This is a genomic window from Ferroplasma sp. (genome assembly GCF_031200575.1).
GTDB lineage: Archaea > Thermoplasmatota > Thermoplasmata > Thermoplasmatales > Thermoplasmataceae > Ferroplasma.
The window spans coordinates 1,311,354-1,326,831 of record NZ_CP133597.1 but is presented as its reverse complement, the minus strand read 5'-3'; the positions used below and the strand labels follow the sequence as shown (position 1 = coordinate 1,326,831).

The following is a 15,478-nucleotide window of genomic DNA, read 5'->3' as shown; positions in this document are numbered from 1 at the left end:
AATATTATTTTTTTAAATTATTCCCTAGATTTTTAAACAGATCCTTTGACAGAATCTGGGTTTCCAGCCCACCACCTACTATTTTTAAATGATCCATTATTGATTTGCTTATTTTTGGCATGTACAGTTCACCCTTAAGGAGGTACATATTTATTGTTGAAAGTTCTATCATCAGTGAATCCACAAGCCTGTGCCGCCCCGGCCCCGGTATGCTTGTATTCCTGAATAGCGAGAGGTAAAGTTTCATTGTAATCATGTTGAATAAAATATACCCATCCAGCTCAAGCCTTCCAGGAAGTAAATTCCGGTCAGAATCCAGCCTGTATTTTGAACTGGAAATGGATGAATACATGAAACGCCTTATGTTTACTGCCTGGTATATAAGATTCTGATGCAGGTTCATATTGGAAACTGCCACAATAAGTGTCTCACTTTCTGGCTTTATATATTCAAGTTCTCCGTGATCTGCATCATCCATTATATAATAATGGAGTTTGCCATCATCCTCGGTTGCACTGTATATGTACCTGTTCAAAAGCGAATTAAAACCCCTCTGGAGGGAGAGCCTTCCTGATAAACCATATCTGTCTATGATTTTCATTGCCTCCTTCTGGGGCACCTCCATAATGAATAGTTTTCCCTGTCTCATCAATGCAGATATGTTGCCCTGTGTATAATGTGTCGATTCCAGGACAAGAACACCATCGTAGCCGGTTGCATCCTCAGTCCTGTTCAGGAACCTCGAAAACATGTATTCTGAACCTATAAAATGCTCTGAATTCAGTATCCGCATCTCCACAGGGTCGAATACTATGTCCAGAGTGACAAAGTCTCTGTCGTATCTGTTTTTCCTGTTAAGTGCATATACCGGTATGATTAATTCAACATGCAGTATCAGTGTTGTCTGATCGAATTCCTCAAGCTTTTCGAATGCAATTTTATTGAAGGCTATGTACCTCAGCATTGAAGTAAGGTTTTTAGGCTCCAGTTTGAGTTTAGGCCAGTAATGGTACAGTATGGTCTTCCTGTAATAGCGTTTTACATACTCCATGGGTATCCTGCCCACAATGGTTATTATTGCAGCGGTTACGATTTCACGCCAGTACTTTCCATAATTAGCCGATATTTTATTTATCAGGTCAATGTTCATGGATGCCAGAAGTGCAACATCACCGTATTCATAGGATTTCTCTGGAAGCTTTACCTTCTTTTCAATTTCATTGTTTTCATTTACCCTGCCAAGGTATCTGCTAACCTTTATTTCCTTTTTATTAACCTTATCCCAGAGATTAACGGTTGTATAGGCATAATTTTTCCCCTTTATCTTTTTAATCTCTACACGTTCCCTGGCCATGGAAGAATATTGGTATTCCGGTTATAAATATATGTGATATCAGAATAAATTTAACCATGTACAGACCATATTTATATAATTCCCCATAGGATTTCCGTTTATCATGACTTAATGAATGTTATTACACATATTTTTATAAAATATAAGTATTCAAAATAATGGAAGAATACGATGTTGTCACAATAGGTGCCGGCGGGGCTGCCTACCCGGCTGCGTTCAGATTGAAGCAATCAGGATACAGTGTGGTTATGATTGATGAAAAAGGCATAATGTCCGGAAACTGCCTTTCCGAGGGGTGTGTCCCATCAAAGGCCATTATTGACACTGTACACAATTATAAGATAATGAAGGAATTTTCACATTTTAAGCTGGACTATAAGGACATAATCAAAAGGAAGGATGAGGTACAGAAAATGCGATACAGGATCCATGCAGAGGAACTGGAACATGCTGGATTAAAAATCATAAAGGGAACTGCAAGGATACTGGACAGGCACACACTTGAGGTTGACACGGCAGCAGAAAAATTAAAGTTGAAGTTCAGGCACCTTATTATAGGTTCCGGCGCCTATACCTACGTGCTCAAAATCCCGGGTGCGGAATACTGTATTACAAGCGCAGATCTATTCAAAATCGATCCGGCTGTAAAGGCGGTGCCAGAATCCATAGCCATTATAGGTGGTGGATATATAGGGGTTGAAACTGCATCCTTCATGTCGATTCTTGGTTCAAAGGTCACCATGATAGAAAGATCTGATCGCCTTTTAACAGATATGGATGCAGGCATTGTGGAAAAACTAACAGGAATGCTGCCTGAAATGGTAATACATCTTAACAACGAGGTTAAATCCATAGAAAAGTCCGGGGATAAACTGAAAACTACAATAATCAATGAAAATGGGGAGAAAAACTATATTGTTTCTGATGCAGTAATGATGGCAACCGGAAGGGAGCCCTTGATTCCCCAGGGTACTGAGGAGTGCGGGATTGAGGTAGAAAGGAAGGGCATAAAGGTAAATTCATCAATGCAGACAAATATACCGCATATATACGCTACAGGTGATGTCAATGGATTAACACCCCTTTTTCATGCTGCTAAAAGGCAGTCCCTGGTTGCGGCTGCAAACATTATGGCAGGAGACACCCAGGTTGAACGTTTTGACAGTGATTCTGTGCCATTTACACTGTTTTCAATTCCAAACATGTCCTTTGTAGGCATAACCCCTGAAATTGCAAGGGAAAGGAAAATTGAGTACAGTAAGGTTACATACCATATGGCTGGAGATAGCATGGCCGAGATCCGCAATGAAACATGCGGGGAGATAACCATGCTGTTTGACGGGAATTTAAAGATAATAGGTGGATATGTGATAGGAAACGATGCCGGGGACATTATAAATGAAATAGCACTGGGAATACATAAAGGCTTGAATGCAAGGGATTTTGCAGAGATGGCACACCAGCATCCCATGACCTTTGAAGGACTTGATTCTGCAGCAAGAAAGCTCTTCTGAAATTTTATTTTAATTTCTTGGTCATATTCACGATTTCCTTCCAGGATGAATCGTAATATTTTTCACCTGTTGGAGAATAGCCCAGGGATTCATAATAACCCTCAAGGTCCCCGATAGCCTCTATGTCTATTCTTTCTATTCCAAGCTGGTACGCTATGTAATGCTCTATGACTGCAAGGAGATCGTATCCAGCCCCCGAACTGCCTCCTGCTGCAAAATTTCTAGCAAGCATTTCCACAACTATAGTTTTCGGATGCTCGATATTTGGAACAAGCCTGAACATAACCACACCGTCAATAGTGCCCCTGACCGATTCCCTCACAATAACTATGTTATTGTCTCCCCGGCTCCAGTCGTAAAAGTATGATAAATGGTAATCCCTCATCTTTCTGTCACCTGACTCAAATTCCAGGTTGACATCAGATTGCCGTATGGGCCTGTAGCCCTTTGGGAGCCTCACAGTTTTTGAATGACCTATCATAACTACTGGCATAATATTCACTGTATAAAATAGTCAGAGGACCATGATAAATTTTTCCCATCTCCGATTATGATAAAGATACTAAAGAATAATTTATTAACAACCGGTTAATACAAATCCATGAACGGTTATTATAAGGGGAATATAGAGGATGTTCCTGCACAGGAGGTGAAGGTCGGTAATTCAAAGGACACATATATACAGTGGCTTATAACAGATAAACAGGAAAAATCATACGCCATGAGAAGATTTGTCATAAAGTCCGGAGGATTCATACAGCTGCATTATCATGATTATTTTGAAAGCCTGTACATAATGAAGGGAAAATGTGACGCCACGGTTAATGGTGAAAGCATGCAGCTCCAGGCCGGTGATTTTATATTCATCGATACAAAATTCGAGCATGAGCTCAGGAATCCTGGAAAGAAAGACCTTGAATTCATATGCGTTATAAATTATACCGCTAATATGGACATTACGCCTGTTTACCGTGACTGATATTTAAGATTGTTATAAATATGGGTTTGAATACTCCGGTGGTTATATACGGTAAATAAATACATACTTTCAATAGACGCAGGAACCACAAATTCCAAGGCAGTTATATTCGACACAGAGGGCAATGTTGTCTCAAAATATACAGTGAGAATGCAATCCAAATATCCACGGGAGGGATGGGTTGAGCAGGATCCATATTATATACTTTCTGCTGTAAAGACATCCATATCAAAGGCGCTGAAAAGTGCAGGAATGCCCCCATGGGAGATACAGTGTGCCGGAATAACCAACCAGCGTGAGACTACCATTATATGGGACAGAAAGACAGGCATACCTGTATACAATGCAATTGTATGGCAGGACAGGAGAACTGAAGCCATTATGAAGGCGCTTTCAGATTATAGCCCGGATATCAGCAAAAAAACAGGGCTCAGGCTCGACCCCTATTTCAGTGCCGGAAAAATCAAATGGATACTGGACAATGTGGAGGGTGCAAGAGAAAGGGCTATGAATGGAGACCTTGTTTTTGGTACTGTTGATTCCTGGATACTTTTTAATCTTGATGGTTCACATCCATGCTATACTGATTACACAAATGCATCACGTACCATGCTTTTCGATATAAGGAAACTGGAATGGGATTCGGGCCTGCTGTCCATATTCGGAATCCCTGATGTTTTGCTTCCGGATGTATTTCCATCCTTGAATGAATTCGGCAGCATTTCCATAGGCAGGAATAAAGAAATACCTGTATATTCAATTATAGGAGACCAGCAATCTGCGCTCTTTGGGCATTCCTCAACATCCAGTGGAATGGCTAAAATAACCTACGGAACAGGATCCTTTGCAATGCTCAACACAGGCACTGATATCCCGAAATCAGGGGCCCTGATCAACACAGTCGCGTTCGGACTCCATGGCAGGAAGGTAAATTATGCGCTGGAGGGAAGCGTATTCAGTGCAGGGTTTGCCATTGACTGGGTAAAGAATCTCCTGCATGTAAGGTCATTTGCAAGATTTGAGGAAATGGCGGAAACAGCCAGGCCACAGAATTCCTTTATGGTTCCTGCATTTTCTGGAATGGGTTCTCCTTACTGGGACCCTGATGCCAGGGGACTTATAATAGGTCTCAGTGGATCTTCAGGAAGAAGGGATTTCGCCAGAATGGCATACGAATCCGTTGCGTTCCAGACCGAGGACGTTTTAAGGGAGATGGAAAAAGCATCCCAGATAAGGGCGGCAAGGGTAGATGGCGGGCTGTCCATAAGCAATTTTCTTATGCAGCTCCAGGCAGACCTTTCCGGCATAAAAATAATGAAAACAGGCTCACCTGAAATTACTGCAGCTGGGGCTGCATATATAGCAGGGATTGCAGCAGGAATCTGGGAAATAGATGATATACAGGTAATGGCAAGAATTGAGAAGGAATACATCCCCGAGGATGGAAAAAACAATGCACTGGAGAGGTACCCGCTATGGAGGGAGGCCGTAACACGATCACTTAAATGGGTGGATTCTAATCAGAAACAGCAAAATATTATATAAAATTCGGGCATAGGCAAAGATGGATAGCCCGGAAGAAATTTTAAACAGGTATATAGGTTTTTCAAAGGATTACATGGATGATACCAGGGACCCTACATCAGATTTTTACCGTTACTGCAACGGCAAATGGCTGGAAAAAACACCAATACCAGAGGACAGGTCAAGATATGGGGCTTTTGACATGCTTTATGAGAAGAATATGTACATACTCCGGAAAATACTGGAAGATTCTGAAAAAGAACCTGGAAGCCCGGAGGAAAAGATGCTTGGGGACTTTTACAGGTCTGCAATGGACACAGGCAGGATCGAAGAATTAAAATTCCAGCCCATAGAGGGTTTTATGAAGAAACTGGAAATCCGGTCAAGGGATGATCTGCCAGCCCTGATATCGGATCTTTCCATAAACGGTGTGCAGGTTCCCTTTGATATTGGCAGTGCGGAGGATGCAAAAAATGCAGATATTTACTCGCTGTATATCTCACAGGGAGGCCTAACCCTGCCGGATAGGGACTATTACCTCAATGATTCCATGAAGCCTATCCTGGAGGCCTATGCCAAACATATAGAAACCATGTTTACACTGTACGGTTACAGTAAAGAGAGGGCCCGGGAATCTGCCAAAACTGTTGTAAGGCTTGAGACAGAGATGGCAAAATTCAGCAGGAGCAAGACTGATTTAAGGGATGTTGAAAAGGCATATAATCCTTTTAAAATGGAAGAACTTTACAGCAAATACCCTGAAATGGGGTTCAGCGCATTTTTCGGCAAAACCGGATTCAGTGCACCTGAATATGCAATAATTGATGCACCTGAATTTTTTGAAAAAACAAATCATCTATTAAAGTCAGAAAGCCTGGAAAACATAGTTGAATATTTAAAATGGAAGATCCTGACCGGATCGGCACCCTTCCTCCATGATGATGTGGTAAAGGAGAACTTTAATTTCTTCAGGAAAACCCTGCTGGGCCAGGAGAAGATAACACCAAGATGGAAAACAGTGGTAAGCGTAATTGATTCCTCAATCGGTGACTACCTTGGCAAGGTTTACGTGGAGAAATATTTCGGAAGGGAGGCAGTTGAAAAGATTACTGTGCTGGTAAACGATATAAAGGCAACATTCCGGGAAAGGCTTGAAAAAGTACCATGGATGGGTGAGGAAACCAGAAAGCGGGCACTGCTGAAATTCTCAAAGTTCAATGCCAAAATCGGATATCCTGAGCACTTCAAGGATTACTCTTCTGTTGAGATAAAGCCGGATGATTATCTTGGAAATGTTCTGAGGTCAGGGTACTATGAAACCAACAGGCAGATGCAGAGAATAGGCAAGCCTGTGGATAAGACAGAGTGGTTTATGACCCCTCCAACTGTAAATGCATATTTCAATCCCACGGGGAACGAAATAGTATTTCCGGCCGGAATCATGCAGCCGCCATTTTTTGACCCTGAGATGGATGATGCCGTGAATTATGGTGGAATCGGTGGGGTCATAGCCCATGAAATAACACATGGATATGATGACCAGGGAAGCCACTTCGATGAAAATGGCAATATGGTAAACTGGTGGAGCGAGGAGGACAGGAAAAGGTTTGATGACCTGGCACAGAAGGTTGTGGACCTCTACAGCTCCCAGGAAATTCTGCCAGGGCTTAATGTAAATGGAAAGTTAACACTGGGTGAAAATATTGCAGACCTTGGTGCTGTGCTCATAGCGTATGATGCCCTCCAGAAGAGGCTGAAGGCCGAACCGGAGAAAAATAAGGACATAGACGGGCTTTCCCCGCAGCAGAGGTTCTTCATATCATGGGGGCAGGTCTGGAGAACGCAGATAAGGGACAATGAGGCAAGAAGGCTGGCTACCATAGATCCACATTCTCCAGGTTCTGTCAGGTCCCAGATTCCACCATGGAATCACCCTGAATTTTGCAAAACATTTAACCGCGAAAAAACAGGCAGGGAAAAAATTATAATGTGGTAATCAGGCCATCTTAATTTTTTTCAGAAGGCCTATTAAATCACCAATATTCTGTATTTCATAATCCATATTCTTTGATTCTTTTTTTATGCCATGTGTTACAAGCACTGCAACCGATCCCAGTGCCTTTGCCGGAATCAGGTCATTGTCTATATCTCCAACCACAACAGTGCTTCCAGGCGATGTTCCCATTACAGCCATGGCCTTTCTGTATCCCTCAGGGTCCGGTTTGCCATTTGCCACATCATCCATTGTAACCAGGGCATCAACCTGTATATCCAGCCTTTCGGCCATTGCCCTTCTGGATGAGGTAACTATGGCGATTTTAAAACCTAAATTTCTCAGTTCCTTGAAAGTGTCTGCCACATCCGGGAAAAATTTTACATCAGAAAACATCCCTGAAAAATACCTCTCTTCTGCCATTTCAATACTGGGATCACGGGCATTCATCTTCTTTATAAGCATTGATCCCGGGTATCCTATCATGAGCCTGATCACCTCTGGATCGCTGTCAATTCCATAGTCCCTGAATGCCATCTCCCAGGCCTTTATCCGGTATGGCATTGAATCCCATATTGTTCCATCAAGATCAAAAATTATCCCCTTTGCAGTAGATTTCATCATTTAAAAGTAACATCATTATAATTAATTTTATGATAAATAATGTTTAGAACCTAAAAAATAAATAATTTAATTTTCTGCTGCCGTGGTTTTTTTCGCCGGTATCTCTACTGTTCTCCTTCCGAGTACCTCATTTGACAGGATCACGATAAATGCGGCTATAATGAATGTCAACCCACCTATAATAAAGGCATACCTGAATGCGGTATAATCCGGGAATGAGAAAATCACGTTTCCAGCTGCAGTGTGAACTATATCCACAACCGTGTAAAGTGACAGGACAGTTCCTGCTATGGGTGCGCCTATGCTGCTTCCTATGTACCTGAATGTGCTGTTCATGGATGTGGCAAGCCCCATATCACGTGCCTCTACCGAGAGTACCAGCAGGTTAATTATGGATGCATTCATTATTGCCATCCCGCTGCCTATGATAACCTCATCAATAAGGGTCATGGCAAGGCCCGGGGAGGTTGATAGCAGGAAAAATCCAATCGCTGTTACGAAGGATCCGGCTATGGCAAGTGGCTTGATTCCCGTCCTGGAAATCAGCTTCCCCGTTACTATGGAAAATATAATCATTCCAGCCGCAAAGGCAACCATGGATATCCCTGTTTCCAGTATGCTGAAGCCAAAACCATATGGTGTCGGAGTTTCAAATTTATATGAGAGGGCCTGCATGGAGAGGTACATACCCAGTCCGGAAACAGTTAATGCTATATTTGCAATCAATACATTCCTTTTTGAAAGGAGCTTCATATCAAATATTGCCTCTCCACCTTTCTGGTAGTAATGCCTTTCATAAATGAACATGGGGATTAGGAGTATTATGCCAACCACCAGCACTGACAGAAACAGTACGGAGTGCCAGCCCCATGAGGACCCCTCTGACATTGCCAGCACGATCAGGGCAAGGGGGATTCCCAGTGCCGCTGCACCTACATAATCTACCTTTACATCCGGCCTCCTGTATTTTGATTCCCTAACCTTCCATATTGTAAGAATTGCCAGGGCCACTATAAATGGTATGGCAGTATGATATGTCATTCTCCAGCCATAGTAATCAGATATGAATGATCCCAGTGGCAGGCTTACTGCAAATCCCACACCGAACATTCCGCTTATAAGAGCCTGTGCCTTAGGTACCATATTTCTGGGGAATTCCTCCCTGACCATGGCCATGCCAAGGGGCATTATTGTGAGCCCTATGCCCTGGACTGCCCTGGATACAACCATGAATGTGAAATTCGGAGAAAATCCGGTTACTGAAACTGCGCCCGCATATAACAGCATCACTATTGACATCATTTTCTTCTTTCCATATAAATCTGCCAGTTTTCCAACCACAGGGCTTAAGGCAACCCCTGTGAGAAGATAGGTAGAAAGCACCAGGCTTACCTGGTCTACCGTTATATGGAAACCCTCTGCAATTGAGGGAAGGGATGGTGTTAGCATGCCCTCAACGTACATAACTGCAACTATAATCATTGCAAACAGAGCCAGAACGAATCTGGCATATTTTTTATCTACCTGCTGTTCTTCCATTTTATTACCCTTTATTCAATTGCTATAATACATGATTCGCAATTTTCATATCATAATTATAGTTGAGTATTTAATAGTTATCATAGATAACAATTTACTCGTAAAGTATATTATATGTTGAATATAGCAGGGAAATTAATAAAAGTCCTAAAATTTCAATGTTTTGAATCTCTTTCTGTAGCCAGGGGCATATCTGGCTGCTGTCATGATTGCGGCCTTCATACTAACATAATCAGCCTTATTCTGCCCTGCTATGTCAAAGGCTGTTCCATGGTCCACAGAGGTTCTCAGGAATGGAAGCCCTATGTTCATGCTAACTGTGTTTTTAAAATCATAGGTTTTTGCAGCTATATGTCCCTGGTCATGGTAAAGTGACAGAACCACATCGTATTTGCCGGAGGACGCCTGGTAAAATACCGAATCAGCCGGTACCGGTCCATATACCTTCATGGTTTCCTTAGCTTTTTCCACTGCAGGGATTATTTCATCAATCTCCTCACGTCCGAACATTCCCGACTCCCCCGCATGGGGATTCAGTGCCGCAACTGCAATCTCCGGATCAGGGAACCCCAGCAGTCTCATGCTCTTATATGTGTCAGCTATTGCGCTGTAAACATTATACCTTTTTACAAATTTAACTGCATCCAGCAGGGATACATGCTTTGACAGAAATGTAATCCTGAGCCTTTTTACCTCGAACAGGGTAGTAATGAATCTGGAATTTGTGAGTCCCTTAAGCATGGATGTATGGTCTATGTATTCTGATCCTGCCTTTATGATTGCCTCCTTGTTAATCGGTGCTGTTGCCAATGCATCTATTCTTCCTGCCATGGCGAATTCTACTGCGCTTCTTATGCTGTTATATGCTATCTTTCCAGCTTGTGCTGTTACCCTTCCCTGTTCTATCCTATCGCCAGTCCCTGTATTTATAAAGTCAATGTTCTTGATGCCATCCATAGTAAGCATGCACTGCTTCAGGATTTCCTGGAAATTTTCCCGGTCCCCGAATAATGTTATCTTGAAATTCCTGTTTTTAATTGAATTAACTGACTTTGCAACAATCTCCGGCCCTATGCCTGCAGGGTCACCCAGAGTAATCCCTATGTTGAGCATGTTCTGTAATTTTTATCTGGTATAAATAATTAGGAGTTTTATCCAGTCCCAAAATTTTCCATGGCGAATTCAATCATTTTTTCATAAATGTTAATTTCTCCGATGCTGCCACCCTTGATAATATAATGCAATCCATTAAATAATCCACCACTTACCTTGCCTGTTGAAATCAGTGGCATTATCTGACCCCCGCTTATGAGATAATCGAATCCGGATGCATCCAGCAGGGAATATGCTGTTTCGCCTCCGCTCATTATTAAGGTATTTGAAATTGAGAGTTCCCTTAAGAATTCTTTATCCCTTATTCTGCTGAAGTGTTCATCCCTGAGATAATATAGAGCCACATTATTACTTGAAGCTTTTCCATCATTTTGAAGTGTTTTATGTAGATGCGCTATCTGTTTCTCAGTTATTTCTGTCATGCTGCCAACCACTATGGAAATCATGATATCATCCTCAAATAAATTGAAATCAGTGGGCCGGGATCCACAGGGGTCATATTTTCATATATGCATTTTCTGGATATTCTATTCAGGTCATCATAGGTTGCAGAATCCAGTATGGCCACTTTATTTTTTGCTAATTCAGGAATTGCCTGATTTATATCTTTTCTTTCACATCGATAACAGGTAAACCCAGTTAAGGTATACCTGCCATATTCCGGGATTGTGTCTGTAATGGCAAGATTAGAATAGTGGGACATGAATTGGATAAACTGGGATGTACTCCCACGGAGCATTGTGTCTATTCTAGTTAGGATTCTATACTCTGGAAAATTTTTATTCATGAATACCAACCTGTTCATAGGATCCTGTGAATTCCTGGTTTCCAGATCAACCGACAGGATTCTATTAGTAAATCCATGTATAACTTCTATTTTATGGAATGGTACTACCGGTATATTTATGCCCAGCATGGATGCCATACCCGCTGCCCCGCTGAGGTCATCTGAAATAATTATGAATTTCACACACGTAAAATCAAAAAGATCATAATAATATTTTTCTTAATATCGTCACACGGTTGCTCAAAATATAATTATAATAAATACAAACATAAAAAATATTCTTAGTTATAGAATAATTATATATAGGTAATTATAATTATATTTCAATGCGAATCAAAGATATCGGATGCAGATTTGATATGAAGTTGAAAATGTTGATAAATGATACATCTGATATTTTTAGGTGGTCAAGACTTCATAAAATTGTAATCAGTCTTTTCATCAAAAAAGACAGTGACAATGGAAAATACTATTTTGAAGCATTCATTACAAAAGCTCTGCTGAACAAGCACGCGATTGAATTAATAGAATCGTACAGCCCTGTTGAGACCGATACCTATTATTTAATATCCACACCGATAATAAATAAAAGAATATTGGATTTGATTAAGGAATTATGGGATGTTCCAAGTTTGCAGTTCAGTGAAATAACCATAGAAGATGGGAAAATGATTCTCAGGATCAGATTCAATAGCCTTTATAAGAAAGATACATCCCTTGTCCTAAACAGATATCTTCAAATTCCATACTTTATAGACGATATAGCACTCACAAAGAGTGAGGATGTTATCTTTCTTATGGATAAAAAAAATAAAAGGTCTCCGCTGTCAATAATACAGTATTCTCTGCCAATCGGTGCACATAAAATTGATTATCCTACTGAAATTCTTATGCAGGGCGATGCGCTTGCTGAAGTTGTTGAAAATCCATATGATAAAAGTAATTTCCGTGTATTAATATTCTCCCAACATGAACTGGAGGAAAGAAATAATTTAAAGTGCCTTTCTAAGAAGGATATGATATACCGGACAGAAAGCACAAATGAACTTCTTAACTTGATCAAGGATAGGGCAAATAAACGCGGAATTTACAGAGCTAACATTATCATCAAATATGAAAATGGAAAGCTTTACTCCTCATCCGCAATATCAACATACAGGCTCAATGAGTATCTACAGATTATGTTTTCCTGCAGCAGGGAGATATACGGAAAGAATATTATCGACCTGAGTGTTTGTGCTGACTTTGATGCTGATATGTATGGTAACCTGTAATGTTAGGATTTTTATTATTTTAAATTGAATTAATATAAAAACATCAAGTCAGAGGGCACATCCAATTATTACATGTATAAATGCTAATTATTCATGCTTTTAAAAAAGTTTATATGCAACACTTTAATTAGAGGGCGTTGGGTCAAACAAATGTGGATTTTGATGTACTTTCGAGAATATTATCTTCTAAATATTCTGTGGATATAAAATCAATATCAATTTTCCAAAACAGAAAGATTTTGGCCCAATCGGGCCTTGAATATACATTTTACTTAATTATTGAGGCTAATGGCATATTGATTGCAGCCAAGCTCTATGATCAGAATACAACAACAGACAGTATAATGATATTCAATTCACAGGCTATGGATGCAGGAATAACAAAAAAAGTGCTCATTTCATCCACCGAAATCGGTGACTATCTAAAAAAAATGTGCAATGTATATGGAATAGATATAATAGATATTAAACAGGAAGGCAATAAACCTGTTCAAAGGGCAAAATTCGGAATAATTACACTGGATGCCAAACTTTCTGGTGGTCTCAGGCCTGGATACGTTTATATGATTTCCGGCGTTACCGGCGCAGGGAAAACCACCGTCGCAAGCACATTCCTATCATATGGCGCGAGCATCGGCGAGAAGGGGCTTATGATTCTAACCGATACCTTTCCTGATCAGTTTCTGGATAACATCAGGACAATGGATATAGGCTTTATTGATTATTACAATAAGAAAATGATCGAGGTAATGGAAATATCTGATTCAATAAGGTCAATGAAATCTGATATATCTTCAGGAAAGGAAGATTTCAGGAAGTTTATTACAAAGGTTGTCACGGAGTTGAAAAAGATTATTATTTCAAATAATATAAAAAGGGTAGTTATAGATCCCATCACCCTTCTCCTGATTCCTGATGATGATTATGTAAATTTAATGCTGAACAGTCTTGCCCTCAAGGGCGTTACAGTAATTATCACCTCAGGATTAAGAAACAGTGAATTGAGCATGTTTGGAATTGAAGAATATTATGTTACCGGAATAATAAAGCTGAATTACACATCCGGGAATGATGGAATAACCAGATATATGAATATAGTAAAAATGCGTGGTACTGTATTTGATTCCAATCCATTCTATTTCCAGATTACCGCCGACGGCATAAAACCTGTACAGCATGTAAACACAGTGAAAAGGAACAGTTCGGATGATGATATATTCAGGAACATCAGGTGATTAACCTGAGCAGATACACAGTAATGTTTGTGGATATAATGACAATTGTATCCATTATCTTCATTTTTATAGGCATAATAGCATCACTTTATGCTGCCCTGATACTTAAGCACGGTACATTCCTGGAGTATTTATTTACCATCTGGTTCTGGATAGCCAGTGTATTTTTTGGTATTCAGAGTATAACATACTTTTTATCATTCAGGAAGAGCGAAGATGTTTATAAGTCAACTATTGAATATGGATATATTAAAGGCCTGGGGGGCAGGGTAGCGGTGCTTGTGCCTATTTTTAACGAAAATCCTGAAATGGTGAAAACCAATTTAATAGCCATCTCCTCAAATGTGGGAGAAAATGCAGATGTCTATGTTCTGGATGACTCTAACACAGGAGATACGGAATACATAGCCGAACTCTGCCAGAGGCTTGGGATGAAATATGTGCATAGAGATAATCGTAGGGGATATAAGGCAGGTGCCCTTAATGATGTTCTTAAGAATTTAAAAGAGGAGTATGCCTGTGTTCTGGATATAGACCAGATGCCGGCTCCAGATTTTTTGAGAGAAACTACTGCCCTTCTTGATAGAAACCCGAAAATCGGTTTCGTACAGGTGCCACAAATTTATTCAAATGCCGATTCCAGTGTTCTGGCCGAGATTGCCCAGGCACAGCAGTTTATTTTCTATGAGATACTCACTGAGGGGAAGAGCGTTACGGGAACATTGGTTTCATGTGGAACTAATGTGGTTTACCGTATGGAAGCATTAAGATCTGTCAACTTTTTTGATGAAAGTAGCATAGTTGAGGATATTGCCACAACTGTGAATATGGCAATAAATGGATGGCTGGGAATGTATTTCAACAAAAAACTGGTATATGGCCGTGCTCCTGTAACAATGCAGGGATACGTAAACCAGCAGTGGAGATGGATGTCCGGTTCCCTGGAACTTATGCCGAAAATACTGAAAAAAATCATCATGAGCAAAAAATTTCCGTGGCGCCGGAAACTTGACTGGTTTGCCACTACCACATGGTATACATTTGGGTGGTTCTATCTCATATTCCTGATTTCTCCTATTCTAGACATGCTGGGGATCAGGGTGCTTACCATAAACAACATTCTGTATTTCTTTGCCTGGCTTCCATACACCATTTTGGTAATGACCACCTTTATACTTTCTCATACAGAAAAGGGAGCTCCCCTGCGGTTTGTCTTTTACAATATGGCAGCAAATGTTCTCATATTCCCGCTGAGCATCTATGCATCCATAAGCGTGTTGATGAAAAAGAAAAGGCCTTTCACCACGGCGAGGACAGGTGTAAAACTACCATGGGATCATTTCTGGCCCCAGTTTACTATAATGCTGCTACTTACAATCGCATCTATCTATCTTGTATTGCAGCATAGCGTATATGCATACATATCCGCATTCTGGGGTTTCTTCCAGCTTATGTTGCTTCTACCAATATTCTGGCTTAACAGGCCCCCGAAAGAATCATCAATGGATGCCCCCGCCTTCAAAAGCTATGAAAATCCATAAC

Annotated in this window: 14 protein-coding genes; 7 read left to right on the top strand and 7 right to left on the bottom strand. The window is 40.6% G+C overall.

The features are described from left to right. Positions 1-4 precede the first annotated feature (4 nt). Positions 5-1,354: a hypothetical protein gene (locus tag RE471_RS07145; protein ID WP_309214137.1), complete on the bottom strand. Its 1,350-nt coding sequence runs from the start codon at positions 1,352-1,354 to the stop codon at positions 5-7. Between the two features lie 158 nt (positions 1,355-1,512). Here RE471_RS07145 and RE471_RS07140 point away from each other — a divergent pair, with 158 nt between their 5' ends. Then, positions 1,513-2,868 carry a dihydrolipoyl dehydrogenase gene (locus tag RE471_RS07140; RefSeq protein ID WP_309214136.1) on the top strand — a complete coding sequence of 452 codons (1,356 nt, stop codon included), beginning with the start codon at positions 1,513-1,515 and terminating at the stop codon, positions 2,866-2,868. Positions 2,869-2,872: 4 nt separating this feature from the next. Here the strand turns inward: RE471_RS07140 and RE471_RS07135 are convergent, their stop codons facing one another. Beyond that, a complete protein-coding gene (locus RE471_RS07135; RefSeq protein WP_309214135.1) occupies positions 2,873-3,361 on the bottom strand; it encodes a transferase in 489 nt (162 codons plus the stop codon). Between the two features lie 108 nt (positions 3,362-3,469). Here RE471_RS07135 and RE471_RS07130 point away from each other — a divergent pair, with 108 nt between their 5' ends. The 3 genes from RE471_RS07130 to RE471_RS07120 are packed head-to-tail and all read left to right on the top strand — an operon-like array spanning position 3,470 to position 7,367. Then, complete coding sequence (locus RE471_RS07130; protein ID WP_309214134.1) at positions 3,470-3,847, top strand: cupin domain-containing protein; 378 nt, start codon at positions 3,470-3,472, stop codon at positions 3,845-3,847. A gap of 30 nt (positions 3,848-3,877) precedes the next feature. Further along, on the top strand, positions 3,878-5,392 hold the full coding sequence (locus tag RE471_RS07125; protein WP_309215751.1) for a glycerol kinase GlpK: 1,515 nt from the start codon (positions 3,878-3,880) through the stop codon (positions 5,390-5,392). Between the two features lie 19 nt (positions 5,393-5,411). Then, the gene (locus RE471_RS07120; protein WP_309214133.1) at positions 5,412-7,367 is read left to right on the top strand and encodes a M13 family metallopeptidase; all 1,956 of its coding nucleotides are present in this window, start codon (positions 5,412-5,414) and stop codon (positions 7,365-7,367) included. Here RE471_RS07120 and RE471_RS07115 read toward each other — a convergent pair whose 3' ends face one another. From RE471_RS07115 to RE471_RS07095, 5 genes are all read right to left on the bottom strand, one after another. Beyond that, positions 7,368-7,985: an HAD family phosphatase gene (locus tag RE471_RS07115; protein WP_309214132.1), complete on the bottom strand. Its 618-nt coding sequence runs from the start codon at positions 7,983-7,985 to the stop codon at positions 7,368-7,370. It abuts the gene before it with no gap. A 69-nt stretch (positions 7,986-8,054) separates the two neighbouring features. Further along, complete coding sequence (locus tag RE471_RS07110; RefSeq protein WP_309214131.1) at positions 8,055-9,527, bottom strand: MFS transporter; 1,473 nt, start codon at positions 9,525-9,527, stop codon at positions 8,055-8,057. Between the two features lie 147 nt (positions 9,528-9,674). Then, on the bottom strand, positions 9,675-10,640 hold the full coding sequence (pdxA, locus tag RE471_RS07105; RefSeq protein WP_309214130.1) for a 4-hydroxythreonine-4-phosphate dehydrogenase PdxA: 966 nt from the start codon (positions 10,638-10,640) through the stop codon (positions 9,675-9,677). Positions 10,641-10,678: 38 nt separating this feature from the next. Then, positions 10,679-11,086: a nucleotide-binding domain containing protein gene (locus RE471_RS07100; RefSeq protein ID WP_309214129.1), complete on the bottom strand. Its 408-nt coding sequence runs from the start codon at positions 11,084-11,086 to the stop codon at positions 10,679-10,681. Further along, positions 11,083-11,610: a hypothetical protein gene (locus RE471_RS07095; RefSeq protein WP_309214128.1), complete on the bottom strand. Its 528-nt coding sequence runs from the start codon at positions 11,608-11,610 to the stop codon at positions 11,083-11,085. The genes RE471_RS07100 and RE471_RS07095 overlap by 4 nt, the downstream gene beginning before the upstream one ends. A 143-nt stretch (positions 11,611-11,753) precedes the next feature. Between RE471_RS07095 and RE471_RS07090 the strand changes: the two genes are divergently transcribed. The 3 genes from RE471_RS07090 to RE471_RS07080 all read left to right on the top strand — a co-directional run bounded on the left by RE471_RS07090 (position 11,754) and on the right by RE471_RS07080 (position 15,477). Beyond that, the gene (locus RE471_RS07090; protein ID WP_309214127.1) at positions 11,754-12,701 is read left to right on the top strand and encodes a hypothetical protein; all 948 of its coding nucleotides are present in this window, start codon (positions 11,754-11,756) and stop codon (positions 12,699-12,701) included. Positions 12,702-12,838: 137 nt separating this feature from the next. Next, complete coding sequence (locus tag RE471_RS07085) at positions 12,839-13,936, top strand: ATPase domain-containing protein (RefSeq protein WP_309214126.1); 1,098 nt, start codon at positions 12,839-12,841, stop codon at positions 13,934-13,936. Continuing rightward, a complete protein-coding gene (locus tag RE471_RS07080; RefSeq protein ID WP_309214125.1) occupies positions 13,933-15,477 on the top strand; it encodes a glycosyltransferase family 2 protein in 1,545 nt (514 codons plus the stop codon). The genes RE471_RS07085 and RE471_RS07080 overlap by 4 nt, the downstream gene beginning before the upstream one ends. Position 15,478 lies beyond the last annotated feature (1 nt).

Bases quoted from the DNA above. Each gene is read 5' to 3' on its own strand.
- RE471_RS07145 (WP_309214137.1), bottom strand. From the start codon at position 1,354: ATGGCCAGGGAACGTGTAGAGATTAAAAAGATAAAGGGGAAAAATTAT.
- RE471_RS07140 (WP_309214136.1), top strand. From the start codon at position 1,513: ATGGAAGAATACGATGTTGTCACAATAGGTGCCGGCGGGGCTGCCTAC.
- RE471_RS07135 (WP_309214135.1), bottom strand. From the start codon at position 3,361: ATGCCAGTAGTTATGATAGGTCATTCAAAAACTGTGAGGCTCCCAAAG.
- RE471_RS07130 (WP_309214134.1), top strand. From the start codon at position 3,470: ATGAACGGTTATTATAAGGGGAATATAGAGGATGTTCCTGCACAGGAG.
- RE471_RS07120 (WP_309214133.1), top strand. From the start codon at position 5,412: ATGGATAGCCCGGAAGAAATTTTAAACAGGTATATAGGTTTTTCAAAG.
- RE471_RS07115 (WP_309214132.1), bottom strand. From the start codon at position 7,985: ATGAAATCTACTGCAAAGGGGATAATTTTTGATCTTGATGGAACAATA.
- RE471_RS07110 (WP_309214131.1), bottom strand. From the start codon at position 9,527: ATGGAAGAACAGCAGGTAGATAAAAAATATGCCAGATTCGTTCTGGCT.
- pdxA (WP_309214130.1), bottom strand. From the start codon at position 10,640: ATGCTCAACATAGGGATTACTCTGGGTGACCCTGCAGGCATAGGGCCG.
- RE471_RS07100 (WP_309214129.1), bottom strand. From the start codon at position 11,086: ATGATTTCCATAGTGGTTGGCAGCATGACAGAAATAACTGAGAAACAG.
- RE471_RS07090 (WP_309214127.1), top strand. From the start codon at position 11,754: ATGCGAATCAAAGATATCGGATGCAGATTTGATATGAAGTTGAAAATG.